This window comes from Pelomonas nitida, from assembly GCF_043555975.1.
Lineage (GTDB): Bacteria > Pseudomonadota > Gammaproteobacteria > Burkholderiales > Burkholderiaceae_C > Pelomonas > Pelomonas nitida.
This window is the reverse complement of the sequence record NZ_JBIGIA010000029.1, coordinates 15,959-30,079: the sequence shown is the minus strand read 5'-3', so window position 1 is coordinate 30,079 and position 14,121 is coordinate 15,959. Positions and strand designations below refer to the sequence as shown.

At 69.1% G+C, this 14,121-nt stretch carries 11 protein-coding genes and 3 tRNA genes; 1 reads left to right on the top strand and 13 read right to left on the bottom strand.

Features of this window, described 5'->3' with window-relative positions:
- The 4 genes from ACG00X_RS23225 to ACG00X_RS23210 all read right to left on the bottom strand — a co-directional run.
- A partial coding sequence (locus tag ACG00X_RS23225; RefSeq protein WP_394492071.1) for a GTP-binding protein occupies positions 1-169 on the bottom strand: 169 nt, incomplete at its 3' end.
- Positions 170-221: 52 nt separating this feature from the next.
- A tRNA-Thr gene (locus ACG00X_RS23220) sits at positions 222-296 on the bottom strand.
- An 87-nt stretch (positions 297-383) separates the two neighbouring features.
- A tRNA-Gly gene (locus ACG00X_RS23215) sits at positions 384-457 on the bottom strand.
- Positions 458-497: 40 nt separating this feature from the next.
- Positions 498-582: transfer RNA gene (locus tag ACG00X_RS23210), tRNA-Tyr, on the bottom strand.
- Between the two features lie 465 nt (positions 583-1,047).
- On the opposite strand from ACG00X_RS23210, the gene ACG00X_RS23205 reads away from it, so the two are divergent.
- Positions 1,048-3,891, top strand: coding sequence for a TonB-dependent receptor (locus ACG00X_RS23205; protein ID WP_394492069.1), 2,844 nt, complete (start codon positions 1,048-1,050; stop codon positions 3,889-3,891).
- A gap of 122 nt (positions 3,892-4,013) precedes the next feature.
- On the opposite strand, the gene ACG00X_RS23200 is transcribed toward ACG00X_RS23205, so the two are convergent.
- The 9 genes from ACG00X_RS23200 to nagA are packed head-to-tail and all read right to left on the bottom strand — an operon-like array spanning position 4,014 to position 14,025.
- Positions 4,014-5,030: a cupin-like domain-containing protein gene (locus tag ACG00X_RS23200; RefSeq protein ID WP_394492067.1), complete on the bottom strand. Its 1,017-nt coding sequence runs from the start codon at positions 5,028-5,030 to the stop codon at positions 4,014-4,016.
- 11 nt (positions 5,031-5,041) lie between these two features.
- Entirely contained in the window at positions 5,042-5,992 is a 951-nt protein-coding gene (locus tag ACG00X_RS23195; protein ID WP_394492065.1) for a cupin-like domain-containing protein, read from the bottom strand.
- 3 nt (positions 5,993-5,995) lie between these two features.
- Positions 5,996-7,075, bottom strand: a complete 1,080-nt coding sequence (locus ACG00X_RS23190) for an acyltransferase family protein (RefSeq protein ID WP_394492063.1) — start codon at positions 7,073-7,075, stop codon at positions 5,996-5,998.
- On the bottom strand, positions 7,072-8,223 hold the full coding sequence (locus ACG00X_RS23185; RefSeq protein ID WP_394492061.1) for a glycoside hydrolase family 18 protein: 1,152 nt from the start codon (positions 8,221-8,223) through the stop codon (positions 7,072-7,074). The genes ACG00X_RS23190 and ACG00X_RS23185 overlap by 4 nt, the downstream gene beginning before the upstream one ends.
- The gene (locus ACG00X_RS23180; RefSeq protein WP_394492059.1) at positions 8,220-9,065 is read right to left on the bottom strand and encodes a glycoside hydrolase family 16 protein; all 846 of its coding nucleotides are present in this window, start codon (positions 9,063-9,065) and stop codon (positions 8,220-8,222) included. The genes ACG00X_RS23185 and ACG00X_RS23180 overlap by 4 nt, the downstream gene beginning before the upstream one ends.
- Positions 9,062-10,411 (bottom strand): MFS transporter, encoded by a 1,350-nt coding sequence (locus tag ACG00X_RS23175; RefSeq protein WP_394492057.1) that lies wholly within the window; start codon positions 10,409-10,411, stop codon positions 9,062-9,064. The genes ACG00X_RS23180 and ACG00X_RS23175 overlap by 4 nt, the downstream gene beginning before the upstream one ends.
- A complete protein-coding gene (gene nagZ / locus ACG00X_RS23170; RefSeq protein WP_394492055.1) occupies positions 10,411-11,883 on the bottom strand; it encodes a beta-N-acetylhexosaminidase in 1,473 nt (490 codons plus the stop codon). Before nagZ ends, ACG00X_RS23175 begins: the two co-directional genes overlap by 1 nt.
- Before the next feature lie 2 nt (positions 11,884-11,885).
- Entirely contained in the window at positions 11,886-12,920 is a 1,035-nt protein-coding gene (locus ACG00X_RS23165) for an SIS domain-containing protein (RefSeq protein ID WP_394492053.1), read from the bottom strand.
- The gene (gene nagA / locus ACG00X_RS23160; RefSeq protein ID WP_394492049.1) at positions 12,901-14,025 is read right to left on the bottom strand and encodes an N-acetylglucosamine-6-phosphate deacetylase; all 1,125 of its coding nucleotides are present in this window, start codon (positions 14,023-14,025) and stop codon (positions 12,901-12,903) included. The genes ACG00X_RS23165 and nagA overlap by 20 nt, the downstream gene beginning before the upstream one ends.
- Between the last annotated feature and the right edge of the window lie 96 nt (positions 14,026-14,121).

Sequence of the window (14,121 nt, the reverse complement as noted above, 5' to 3'; positions counted from 1 at the left end):
TTTCTTCAGGAGCCGCGTCGATCTGGTCGTAGGCCTTGGCCTCGCCGCCGAACTTCTTCGACAGCACCGTGGCGATCGCCGCCGTCAGGGTCGTCTTGCCATGGTCCACGTGACCGATCGTGCCCACGTTCACGTGCGGCTTGGTCCGTTCAAACTTGCCTTTTGCCATCTTGCGCTCCTGAGGCGAACCCGTTGAGACGAGTAGAAAAAGAGAAAAGTTGTGGTGCCCTTGACGCGGATCGAACGCGTGACCTCTCCCTTACCAAGGGAGTGCTCTACCACTGAGCCACAAGGGCATCGGCACGGGTTTGACGCCAGACTCATTGCTGAGCCGCAGGCCGGCAAACCGGTGTCGACGCTTTGCCGACCAAGCCACTCGCAAATGGAGCGGGAAACGGGAATCGAACCCGTGTCATTAGCTTGGAAGGCTAAGGTTCTACCATTGAACTACTCCCGCCCTGGGAGCTTGATGCCTTGACCTCGACCGATGAAGGTCTTGGTGGAGGAGGCTGGATTCGAACCAGCGTACGCAATGCGGGCAGATTTACAGTCTGCTGCCTTTAACCACTCGGCCACCCCTCCTGAGGCAAGCCCGCAACTATAGCACACGACTTTGGCGGCGCAACCAACTTCCTGAAGAAGATTGCAGCCGGCCCGTCGATGGGTGGCCCACGGCCAAGCGAAAGGCGCTTTGCTTGAGCGGACTCGACACCACAAGCGATCAGCAAGGCTTCGGCGCCGTCATGGAGTCGCCACAAAGCAACGACTTCGCCGCCGCACATTCAGACCAAAACAAGACCACTTGGCAAACCCAACCGCACCGCGCCCAGGAGAGCAGCGACTGCCGGCTGGCTTTTGCCCAAGGCACTGGGGAAAGCCCGCACATCAAATTGGTAGCAAAGTGGCGTTATCCATCGTTAAAGTGGCGTTGCACTGGTTGCGCCGCCACCCCGATGAAAGCGCGCGACAACCGGCATCAAGGTGGTATGCAAACGAACCGCTCCACCACCGTCGCCCGATTTCATTGGCCACAACGAGGAACAGTTCATGAAGGTCAAGCCGACCCCCATTTCGCAGGCGGTGCTCATCGCCCTGCTCAGCGCCAGCGGCGTCGCCATGGCGCAAGAGCAGCCGGCGCCGCAGAAACTCGAAGCGGTGACCGTCACCGGCATCCGGGCGTCGCAGGAGAAGTCGCTGGCCGTCAAGCGCAACGCCGATACGCACATCGACGTCATCTCGGCCGAAGACATCGGCAAGATGCCGGACAAGAACGTCGCCGACTCGCTAGCCCGGGTGCCAGGCGTCACCATCCTGAACAGCCCGTCCGGCGGCTCGGGTGGCTTTGACGAACGCGACCGCGTCGGCCTGCGCGGCACCAATCCCAGCCTGACGCAGACGCTGGTGGACAGTCATGCCATCGCCAACGGCGATTGGTTCGTGTTGGACCAATCGGGGTCCGGCGTCGGCCGCAGCGTCAGCTACTCGCTGCTGCCTTCCGAATTGGTCAACCGTGTTGAAGTTCGCAAGAACGCCGAGGCCTCGCTGGTGGAAGGCGGCACGGCGGGCTCGGTGAACATCATTACGCGCAAGCCGCTCGACTTCGCCAACGCGCTGACCTTCGAGGCCGGCCTCGGCGCCGTCTACGCCGACCTGCCCAAGAAGACCGACCCGCAGCTGAGCGCGTTGATCAACTTCAAGAACGAGGCCAAGACCTTCGGCGTGCTGGTGCAGGCCTTCTCGGAAAAGCGCAGCCTGCGCCGCGATGGCGTTGAAACGCTGGGCTACAACCAGTTGACGGCCGCCAATGCCGGCGCGCTCATCACGGCCCATCCGGAACTGGAAGGCGTGTACGCCCCAGACCTGATCGGCGCCGCCTACTTCACCCAGGAACGCGAACGCAAGGGCGGCCTGGTTCGCGCCGAGTTCAAGCCCACCCAGAGCGTGGACATCACGCTGACGGGCTTCTCGTCCAAGATGGATGCGGACAACTACAACCGCAACTTCATGATCGCGCCGCGGCCGGGCAACATCGCCGGCGCCACGCTGTCGAACTACGAGATCAGCACCGACAAGAAGGGCGTGAAGACGCTGACGAAAGCGACCTTCGACTGGTCGTCGCCGTCGACCGCCGGCTACTACGACATGATTTCTCGCAAGGCCTCGGCATCGAGTGACTTCATCAGCCTGGAAGGCGCCTGGAAGGTCAGCGATGCGCTGAAGCTGTCCGCCAACGCGGGCGTTTCCAACGGCAAGGGCCGGACCGACTCCCAGGACGTCTACGAAGCCAACCTCTACACGACCAAGGCCGGCTATGCGTTCAACGGCACGAGCGCAGCCCCGTCTTTCAGCTTCACGGGCGTCAACTCCGGCGCCGGCATCAACAACGACCCGGGCACGGCGGCCACCAACGGCATGGGCTTCGGCTGGGTCTTCGGCGTCGAGAACCTTGTTGTCAACGACAAGGACACCTGGGCTCAGGTGGATGGCGAGTACACGCTGGACGCCGGCATCCTGAAGAGCCTGTCCTTCGGCGCGCGCAGCGCCAAGCACGACCGCCACACTGGTTCAACCGTCAATCAGCGCCCGGGCTGCAGCACCGGCACGGCCTATGGCGCCGAGATGTACACCTGGAGCGCGTCCTACTACTGCACGGGCGGCGCGGCCGTGTCGTCCTACGCCATCGCCAACTCGCCCAAATTCACGCAGTACTACCCCGGCAACTTCGCCAGCGGCTTGGGGGGCAGCGTCCCGAGCAACATCGCCTACATCACGCCCGAAGACTTGGCGGCCTTCGACGCCAAATACACCAACCGCATCGACACCGCCTCCGGCGTCGGCGCTGCGGTCCATTCGCCCATCCAGGGGGGCGAGTACGGCGTGAAGGAAACCACCACGGCCGCCTATCTGCAGGGCAACCTGGAGGGCGATGGCTGGAGCGGCAACGCCGGCCTGCGCCTGGTGAAGACCAAGCAGTCCTCCTATGCCTGGAGCTACTCGGCATCGTCCGGGACCAGCGTGACGTCGGCCTGGGGCACGGAATACCTGATTCCCGCCAGCCAGAGCTACACCGACATCCTGCCCAGTGCGAGCATCCGCATCGACGTGACCAAGGACGTGGTGGCCCGCCTGGCCCTGAGCCGCACCCTCACCCGCGCCGATTACACCGCGCTGTCCTCCGCGGTCAGCCTGAACACGGCCGGCATGTACCTGGATAACAGCATCGTCGGTGGCGGCACGGCCGGCAACCCGGCACTGAAGCCGATCCGCTCGACCAACTTCGACGCCAACGTCGAGTGGTACTTCGCACCGCGCGCCTTCGCGTCGATCGGCGCCTTCCACATGGAAATGGGCAGCTACATCACGGACGGCACGTTCACCGCGACCTACCCGACCATGCTGACCAACACCGCCGGTGGCGCCTCGCAGCTGGTGAACCGCCAGTTCACGCTGACGGGCCCGACGAACAAGAAGGCTTCGGTCACAGGCCTCGAGTTCGCGTTCGAGACGCCCATCGCGGGCAACTTCGGCATCAGCGCCAACTACACGCTGGCCGACGGTCACGACGAGGACGGCCACGTGCTGCGCGGCAACGTGAAGAACTCGTACAACCTCGGTGGCTTCTTCGAGAACGACCGCTTCTCGGCCCGCCTGAACTACAGCCACACCGATGACATCTACATCGGCGCGGACCGCGGCGCGGACTACTACCAGAAGGCCAACGGCGTGCTGTCCGCATCGCTGGGCTACAAGTTCAGCGACAACTTCGCAGTGAGTCTGGACGGCCAGAACCTGAACGACCCCAAGCTGAAGTACTACACGTCGGAAGTGCAGCCGCGCGCCATCTACAAGAACGGCCGCCAGTTCTACCTGACGGCTCGCGTCAAGTACTGATGCAGTCAACCTGGCTCGGCGATCCCGGGTCGGGTCAAGCGGATCGAAGCTCGAAGGGAGCGTGTGACCACACGCTCCCTTTTTTCATGGCGGCGGCAAACGGCCAGCGCAGTGCGCGCAGATCAGCGCTTGAGCTGATCGACGATGTCCTGGCGGATCGTCGCGTCATGCGCCGCGTCCACATCGCCGAACAGATGCCGCTCGCCTGCCGGGATGTGCGCCAGCGCCTCGCCCCGCGCGCCGAACACGTAGTGGCCGAACAGCGCCCGCCAGCCCTCGCGCTCGGCGTCGGGCAGGTGGCGCAGCGCCAGCATGGCCAGGCGCAACGCGGCGAGGTGCAGGTCGTCGGGCCGGCCCGGTGCGGCCTCCGGGCGCCACCAGTAGTTCATCAGGATGTTCAGCTGCGGCGCCAACGCCTCGACCTGGTGGAACCACAGCGGCGGGATGTAGAGCGCATCGCCCGGTGCCAGCTCGGCCACCACCGCGTGCTGCAGCGCCTCGGCCACGAGCGGGAAGCGCGCGGGGTCGGCGCGGTGCAGGTCGGGCACGACGGACATGGGGGCCGGTGTGGGCGCATGGTCCGGCGGGCCGAGGTAGAGCAGTGGCGCACAGGTCGGCGGCAGCAGCGTGAAGCGCCGCGCCCCGGCGGCCACGCAGGCGATGTTGTGCGAGTCGTCGAAATGGGCCGGCACCGTCGCTTGGTTGCCGATCCAGATGCGCGGCGCGATGGCCGGCTCCAGCAGCGGCAGCACGTTGGCCCGCTCCAGGCCCGGCAGCGCGTCTGGCACCGAGGCGCTCTGCGCCGCCAGCGCGGGTGGTTCCGGGAAATGGCTGTAACGCCACAGCTGCTCGAACAGCGCTGCGTAGGGGCGCTTGTCGTGCGTGAAGTTGAAGCCGTCCAGGCCCGGGCGGTAGGTGAAGGCACGCGCCGCATCCGGCCGCGCCAGCAGCGCATCCACCGGCTGGCCGGCGTCGAAGCTCAGCAGGTATTGCAGGCAGGGCTCCAGGCCCGCAAGGCCCTGCGCCACCAGCGGCCAGTGCGACACCACCCCCCGCAGCACCACCGGCTCGTAGCGCGGCAGCACCTCCTGCTCGAAGCGCTGGCGCGACACGCCCGTCAGTTCCTTCATCGGCTGCATGACGCTTCCTTTCAGCGGCGCCGCGCCAGCACACCCTGCCAGGCGTCGGGCACATGGGCGGCGGGGTCGATGTCGCGCTGCACCAGATAGTGATCGAACATCGCCGCCCAGGCGTCGCGCTGGGCGGGCGGCAAGCCGTTCAGCACGCGGATCGCCTGCATCAAGGCCGCCGAAGGGCTGGGCAGGTCTTGCGCGGCCGCGACGGGCCACCAGTAGTTGACGAGCAGGTTGACCTTCTCCAGCGCCTGAACCTGATGGAACCACAGCGGCGGGATGTAGAGCGCATCCCCCGGCGACAGTTCGGCGACGACGGCCGACGCCAGCGCGTCGCGGTAGCGCGGGTAGCGGGCGACATCAGGCGGGTCAGGATGCACCACGGAAATGGGCGCGCCCGAGGGCGTGTGCTCCAGCGGGCCGATGTAGAGGTTGCCCACCTGGTCAGGCGCAAACAGCGTGAAGCGCCGCCGCCCGGCCACCACGCAGGCCAGGTTGTGCGGGTGGTCGTGATGCACCGGCACGGTCAGCGCGTTGCCGAGCCAGAAGTTGGGCATCACGCCCGGCAGCGCGGCGAGGCGGTTCTCGTCGAGGAAGCCGGGGATGACCTCGCCGACCTTGGCGCACTGGGCCGCGATGGCAGGCGCCGTGTCGGCCGAGCGGTAGGCGTGCAGGTGGCCGATGAACTCGGCCAGCGTCATGCGCGCCTTCACGAAGGCGAAATCGGTGAGCGCGTCGTTGTAGCCCATGACACCGCGTGCCGACGCGCGTGTCTTGGTCGCGAAGACCTCCACGCCACGGTCGAATCGGCTGAGGTAGTCGCAGATGCCCATGGGCGAGGCGCGCCCCGCGTGCACCGCGGGCCAGCCGCCCACCAGGCCGCGGAGCAGCACGGGCGTCGCGTGCTGCGCCAGGCGCTCGCGCAGCGCCAGCGCGTCCGCCGCCGGCCACTCCTCGACAGGCGTCATCGCTCAGACCCTCCAGTACCAACCGCGCCGGTCCAGCGCGCGCACGACGATGGCCCAGGCGGCGACGAAGGCCAGCGCAAATGCCAGCGACTGCGCCTGCGGTCCGAACCACGCGCCGAGCGGCCCGAACGCCACGCCATACAGCCACTCGCCCCAGCCCGTGGCCGCCAGCAGCACACTCAGCACCCAGGCGCCGGCATAGGCACCGATGGCGTTGCGACCGAAGGCCCGCCCCCACGGGCGCTGCCCCAGCCGGTCGATGCCAACGTGGGCCGCAGCCAGCGCGAATGCAGCGAGGCCACCGGTCCACAGCGCGAAGCTGGGCGTCCACAGCTGCTTGTTCCAGGGCAGCCAGGCCGACCACACCCACCCCGCCAGTGCCGCCAGCGCGCCGGTCAGCGCCAAGGCCCGGGCGTCGCCACGCCGCAGCAGCCCGCCGCACAGCAGGCCGAACACCGTCGTCGCCAGCGCGCCCAAGGTGGACAGCACGCCCTCGGGGTCAAACGCGACGCCCGTGGTGGCATCCCACTCGTAGGCCGTCCGGCCCAGCACCCAGGTGTCGACGTGCTGCGGCAGGCTGCCGAGCTTCTCCAGCGTGGCCCCGGCCCGCAGCAGCGCGCTGTAGCCGACGAGCAGCGCCAGCAACAGCGCCCATTGCCAGGCCTCGCGCCAGCGCACGGCCACGCAGCCCGCCACGATGAAGCACAGCCCGATGCGCTGCAGCACGCCCATGACGCGGAACTCGGGCCGGTGCAGCAGCGCCCAGGCCAGCGCCTGCAGCAGCAGGCCCAGCGCGATGATGCGCAGCCCGCGCGCCAACACTGCGGCACACAAGGGCCCCGGTGCCGCACCCAGCGCAACGCGCGGTGAGAGGCTCAACGCGGCAGACACGCCGACGATGAACAGGAAGCCCGGGAAGATCAGGTCGGCCGGCGTGCAACCGTGCCAGGCTGCATGCAGCAGCGCCGGGTAGACATGCCCCCAGTCCCCCGGGTTGTTGACGAGCAACATCGCCGCCACGGCCAGGCCGCGCAGCGCATCCACCGATGCGATGCGGCCGACCGGCGACGCCGCGTTGTTCATGGCCCAGGCTGCATGGCGTCCAGGATCGCGCCGTTGTCCTGGTTGAGCTCCCAGGCGAACACGCCGGCCAGCCCGGCCCGCTTCGCGAACGCCACCTTCGCGCGTACCGCACGTGGGTCGTCGTAGCCGACGAACCGGCCCGGGCCGACCAGCGCCCACGATAGCGAGGCCTTGTCGAAGCGCGGCTTGAGGCCCAGCGAGCCCAGGTCCTTGAACGCGATGGAACCATCGGCGCTGGGATAGGGCCGCTCGTAATGGCCGTCCGGCGCAACGCCGTCGAAGCCGCGCGCGTACATCGCCACGCCGGCCACCAGCTTGCCGGCGGGCACGCCCTCGGCACGCAAGTTGGCCACGGCCGCCTCCAGGCTGCGGTCGTCACCCGCCTTCGCGCTGCGCAGCGGCGTGTGGTGGCCGACGGTCTTCGTCCAGGGGCCGGCGAAGTCGTAGGTCATCATGAAGACGAGGTCCAGCGCGCGGGCCGCGCGGCCCATGGCCGTGGGCATGCGCGCGAACTGCTCGCGCGTCGTGTTGACGGCCACTGTCAGCGCGAACGTCCGGTTCAGCTCGCGGCCCAGCGCGTCCAGCGCCACACGCAGGTCCTGCATCAGCAGCACGAAATGCTCGCCATCCTGCGGGCCACCCAGCGCCACACCGTTGGCGGCGCCGTTGGAGCCGGGATGTTCCCAGTCGATGTCCAGGCCGTCGAAGCCGGGGTGGGCGCGCAGCCACGCCATCGCCGCGCGGGTGAAGGCGAGGCGGCCCTCGGCCGTGGCGGCCAGGTGGAAGAAGGGGTCGGACCCACCCCAGCCGCCCACCGAGGCCAGCACCTGCACCTGCGGATCGCGCGCCTTGAGCCGCTGGAACGCCGCGGAGAAGGTGTCCTGGTCCGCATGCGGCGCGATGCTGAACGGCGGGCGGCCGGCACAGGCCTCGTCCTCCTGGGGCCGCTGCCCGTCGCCGCAGATCAGCAAGAAGGCATACAACAGGTGCGACACACGGCCGGCCGGCAGTTGCTCGACGACGCCCACACCGCGCTCGGCCAGCACATAGGCGCCCACCACGGGCCGCGCGGGCGGCGCCGCGCCGGCCGACGACGCCACCACGGACAGCGCGGCCAGCGCCAGCGCAGCAAGCCAGGTCTGCTTCATAGGTTGCACTCGCTGATGAGGCCCAGGTCGGGCATGTTGTCGCGCCGGCTGACGCGCTGCTGCTTCAGCGCCGCAGCGCGCGCCTGCATGGCGGCCGGCACCAGCGTGCGGCCGGCCTCGTGCAGCACCCAGTCCACGTCGAACGTGTAGTCACGCGGTGCACCGACGATCGAGCCGGCCGAGATCCAGTGGTTGAAGCTGATCGCCATCGGCTGGTTGGGCACGTTGCGGCCGGTGTGCTCGCCGATCAGCCGGCCGTTGACGTAATGCCGCGTTCGCGTGGCCTCGACCTGCACGGTCAGCAGCTGCCAGCCGTCGAACGAACCTTGCAGGATGGAGGCCTGGTTGAACGACTGCCAGGGGTCGATGCGCACCGTGTGCCAGCTGACGCCGTACAGACGCGTCTCGGGCTCGCCCCAACCGCCGTGCGGCAGGTATTCGAAGTCGACCTCGCTGAAATCGGGGTCGTAGTCGTGCTTCAGCGGGCTGGCCAGGAAGAAGCTCTGGATGATGGGGTCGCGCGAGCCCGGCGTGTCGCGCAGCCGCACGCGCGCCGTCGTCGTGCCGACGAGGAACTTGCGCGGCCCGCACAGCTGCGCCAGCGTCGTGTTGGCGTTGGTGCCGTCGGTCGTCAGCTTGAGCGTCAGCAGGCCGGCGTCGAGGCTGAGCTGGCTCGGCGAGAAACGCGACCCAGCCAGGCCAGGGTGGCCTGTGCCGTCGCGCACGACCCAGCCGCTGGCGCGCAGTGCGTCGACGTCCCGCTGCGCGAAGTCGTCGAAGAACTCGCCGGCCGCGAAGGCCGGAGCTGTGGCGACCAGCAGGGCCAGCAGGCCGGCCTTCATGCGGGCACCGCTTCGGCGGGCTTGGCCGCGCGCGGCATCGGCACCCACAGCAGCAACAGCAGCGGCAGCACGCCGCAGCCTATCGTCCACGCGAAGAAGTGCTGGTAGCCGACCGAGACCTGAATGTCGCCGCTGATGAACTTGGCGAAGATGAAGCCCAGCTGCATGACGCCGGAACCCAGCGCATAGTGGGCCGTCTGGTAGCGGCCGGGGGCCACGGCCTGCATGATGTAGAGGATCATGCCGACGAAACCGAAGCCGTAGCCCAGCATCTCGATGCCGACGGCCGCGCCGATGTGCAGCATGTCCTGCGGCAGCGCCGTGGCGAGGTAGTAGAACGTGCCGTTGGGCACCATCATCGCGATGAGCAGCAGCGGCATCGCGCGCTTCAGGCCCAGCGCGCTGGTGAGATACCCCCCCAGCACCGAGCCGACGAGAAACGCGCCGGTACCCACCCAGCCGTAGACGTCGGCCACCTGGCCGGTCGTCAGGCCCAGGCCGCCCTTGTCGCGCGCTTCCAGCAGGAACAGCGGGCCGATGGTCTGCACCTGACCTTCGGCGAGGCGGAACAGCACGATGAAGAGCACCGCCAGCCAGATGCCGGGCTTCTTGACGAAGTCCTGGACGACGTCCTTCAGCATGCCCGCCACGCCGGACGCGGTCATGTCGCTGTGCTCGGTCGTCAGCGTGCCTGGCAGGAAGCGCGCGTTGTAGCTGGCCAGCAGCGCAACGAGCACGGCCAGCAGCACGAAGACGCTGGACCAGGCGTTGAACACGCCGATCTGCCCCTCCAGATAACCTGCCAGCTTCAGCACCACGCCGGTGATGAAGAAGCGCGCGCCGTTGAAGAAGGCGCCCTGCCAGCCCGCATAGGCGGCCTGGCGCTTGCTGTCGAGGGAGGCCATGTAGAGGCCGTCGCAGGCGATGTCGTGCGTGGCCGACGCGTAGGCGATCAGGAACAGCACGACGATGGCCGCGCCGAACCAATGCGGGATGTGCAGCGCCAGCGCCATGAAGCCCAGGCCCGCAGCGCCGACGTACTGCGCCGCGATGACGATGAGCTTCTTGCTGCGCGCCAGCTCCAGGAACGGGCTCCACAGCGGCTTGAACGCCCAGGCCAGGCCCAGCACGGCCGTCCAGCGCGCGATCTGGTCGTTGGCCACGCCGAGGTTCTTGAACATCAGGCCCGCGATGAGCATGACGACGAAGAACTGCATGCCCTGCACGAAGTACAGGGTGGGAATCCAGCGCATCGGCGTCGCTGGCGCGCGTCGCCCGCCGAGCACCTCGGGGGCCACTGCGTGGCCTTGGCCCGGCGCCCGGCCCGGGTCGGTGTTGCGTTCCATCACTGCAGTCCTTGCGGCGCGCGGCCGGTCGCTTGCGTCTTGCCTTCCAGCCAGGCTTTCAAACCCGCGAGCGCGCCCGGCGCGAAGCCCCAGGTCAGCACCGTCGGGCCGGCCACGTCCAGCGCCTGGTAGGGGTTCCACAGCGCCAGGTGCAGGTCGGGTCGCCACGTGGCTGCGGCCTGGCCGTAACGGGCGCGTCGCGTGGAGACGAGCACGTTGACGCGGCCGTCCTGCGGCACCTGCCGCCAGTCCAGCTGCGCGATGTCGTCGACCATCTGGATCTGCGCGTCGGTGAACGCCTCGAACAGCGCGACCGCCTGGCGGCCGGTGGGGCCGGCCTCCGACACCATGTCGGTCGGCACGTCGCCCTGCACGATGACGCGGATGGGCGCCTTTAGTGCCGGCGGCGTTGCGCCGCGCAGTGCCGTCAGGCCGGCGGCCCAGGCCTCGGCCACGAGCGCATGGTCGGCCGCGCGAGCAGCCGTGTCGTCGGCAAAGCACGCCGGGTAAGCGGCGGCCAGGCGGTCCAGCCGCGCATTGGCGGCGTCGCCCTGCGCCTGGGTCAGCTGGCCATTCGCGAACGCGTCGCGCAGTGCGTTGATGGCCACGAGCTGCTCGGCCGGCGAGCCCTGCGCCAGCACCATGTCGGCGCCGGCCGCGATGGCCATGACGGCGGAGCGCGCGTAACCGAAGCGTTCGGCCACGGCCTTCATCATCAGCGCGTCGGTGATGACGACGCCGTCATATCCCCAGTCGCGGCGCAGGATGCCGCCCAGCACCTGCGGCGACAGCGTGGCGGGTCGGTCCGGGTCGATCTGCGGGTAGACGATGTGGGCCGTCATCATGGCCGGGGCCTGGCCGGCCAGTGCCTTGAACGGCGCCAGTTCCAGCGCGTCGAGCTCGGCGCGCGTCTTGTCGACCGTCGGCAGCGCGTGGTGCGAGTCCACATGCGTATCGCCATGGCCGGGGAAGTGCTTCACGCAGCAGGCCACGCCCTCGCGCAGCGAGCCGCGCATCCACGCGGCCGCCAGGCGGGTCACCTCGGCCGGGTCGTTGGAGAAGCTGCGCTCGCCGATGACGGGGTTGGCCGGGTTGTTGTTGACGTCCAGCACCGGCGCGAAGTTCCAGTTGATGCCCAGCGACTTCAACCCGCGCGCCACGGCCGCGCCGACGGCCTCGGCGCGATCGGCGTCGCCACCGGCGCCCAGCGCCATCGCGGATGGCGGCTGCGGCAGGAAGGTCACGCGCACGACGGCGCCGCCCTCCTGGTCGATGCCGATCAGCGCCTCGGGCCCCAGCACGTCGATGAGGTCGCGCATCAGTGCGCGCACCTCGGTCTCGCTGCCGATGTTCTTGCGGAACAGGCAGACCGAACGGATCTTCTGCGCGCGCAGGAAGGCGGCGGTCTCTGCGTCCAGTGACTTGCCGGGAATGTCGACCATCACGAGACGGCCAGGATCAAACATGTTCATGATCAGTGCGTCTTCGTGACCTTGGCGAGGTTGGGAGGAACGTCGGGGTTGAAGCCGCGCGCACGCGCCAGCGCCTCGACCATCGGATAGAAGCTCTGCACGAGGGCAATGGGGTCCAGGTCCTCGTTGCCGGTGGTCACCAGCGGCAGCATCTGCACGCCCGCCGCACACGGCGTTCCCAGCGGCGCGGCCAGCAGCACGCGGCCGCCGCGGGCGCTCATTTCCTCGGCGATGGCCAGCAGGCCGGCCTGCGCCGGGCCGCGCGGCGCGAAGACGAGCAGCGGGTAGCCGTCGCGCACCAGCGCCATCGGGCCGTGCTTGACCTCGGCGCCGGAGAAGGCCTCGGCCTGGATGCCGCAGGTCTCCTTCAGCTTCAGCGCCGCTTCCATCGCGACGGCCAGCCCCGTGCCGCGGCCCAGCACGAACAGGCGCTCCGCATGCTGCAGCACCGGCAGCGCGGCGCGCCAGTCCAGCCGGCCGGCCTGCTCCAGCGCGGCGGGCAGCACGTTCAGCGCAGCCTGCAGCGCGTCGTCCTGCTGCCATGCGGCCACGACGCGAGCGCCGGCAACGAGCTGCGCGATGTAGCTCTTGGTCGCTGCGACGCTTTTCTCAGGGCCGGCGTGCAGCTCGAACACATGCTCGGCCGCGGCCGCGAGCGGCGAGCCGCTGGCGTTGACGAAGGCCACCGTGCGCGCACCGCTCTCGCGGAAGAACCGCGTCGGCGCGATCAGGTCGGGGCTCTGGCCGGACTGCGAGAAGGCCAGCGACAGCAGGCCTTCGCTGTGGATACGGCTCTGGTAGAGCGTGATGAGCGACATCGGCAGCGACGTGACCAGCCGGCCCAGCCGCGCCATGACGAGGTAGGCGAGGTAATGGGCCGCGTGGTCGGAGCTGCCGCGCGCGATGGTCAGCACGCCCGCCGGCGGCTGCTCCTGCAGCGCCTGGCCCAGGCGGGCGTAACTCAGCGAGTCGGCCGCCAACTGGCGGGCCACCGCTTCGGGCGCACCCAGCGCCTCCTCAAGCATCAGCGACGACATCGATCTCCTCACCTTCCACAAACACGCGCCGCAGCTGAAGCTGGGCATCCATGACCACCACATCGGCCCACGCGCCCGGCGCGAGGCGCCCGCGGTCGCTGAGCCCCAGGTATTGCGCCGCCGCCGTGGACACGCGGTGCGCAGCGTCCGCCAGGTCCAGGCCCAGCACCTGCACGAGATTGCGCAACGCCTGGTCCATCGTCAGCGCGCTGCCGGCCAGCGTGCCGTCGGCCAGGCGCACGCCGCCCAGGCACTTCTGCACGCGGTGCTCGCCCAGCCGGTATTCGCCGTCGGGCATGCCGGCGGCGGCCGTCGAGTCGGTCACGCAGAACAGGCCCGGGATGCAGCGCAGCGCCACGCGGATCGCGCCGGGGTGCACATGCAACAGATCGGGAATGAGTTCGGCATGCCGGCCATGCGCCAGCGCCGCGCCCACCATGCCGGGCTCGCGGTGGTGCAGGCCCGTCATGGCATTGAAGAGATGGGTGAAGCCGGCCGCACCGGCGTTCAACGCGGCCACGCCGTCGTCGAAGCTGCCGGCACTGTGGCCCAGCTGCACACGGATGCCCGCGTCGCGCAGCGGGCCGATCAGCGCGAGATGGCCGGGCATCTCGGGCGCCAGCGTCAACACCTTGATGGGCGCGAATTCATTGAGCCGCATGACCTCGGCCAGCGTCGCAGGAATCGCGTGTGCCGGCTGCGCGCCGAGGCGCTCGGGGTTGATGTAAGGCCCTTCGAGGTGCACACCCAGCACGCGGGCCGACTGCGCGCCACGCTCGCGGCAGACGGGGCCCAGCGCCTTCAGCGCGGCTTCGATGTCATCGAGCGGCGCGGTCATCGTCGTCGCAAGGAAGGCGGTCGTGCCGTGGCGCACATGACGGCGCGCGATGGTCTCGATGGCGTCGCCGGCCTCCATCGTGTCGCGGCCCCCGCCGCCGTGCACATGGGTGTCGATGAAGCCGGGCAACAGCACGGCGCGGCCACCCTCGCCGGCACGCGCGGCGTCAATGGGCGAGCCGCCCACCGCCGCGATGCGACCGGCGGCGATGTCCAGATGGCCGCGTACCAAGCCCTGCGGCGTGACGATATCGCCTTCGAGTTGCATCAGCCTCGCCACCACATCGTGACTTCTGCGGGCCGAGCGCCGGGCCGCTCCCAAGCCGGCCCGCCATGGCGATGCGCTTGCCGGTCGACCCGGCAA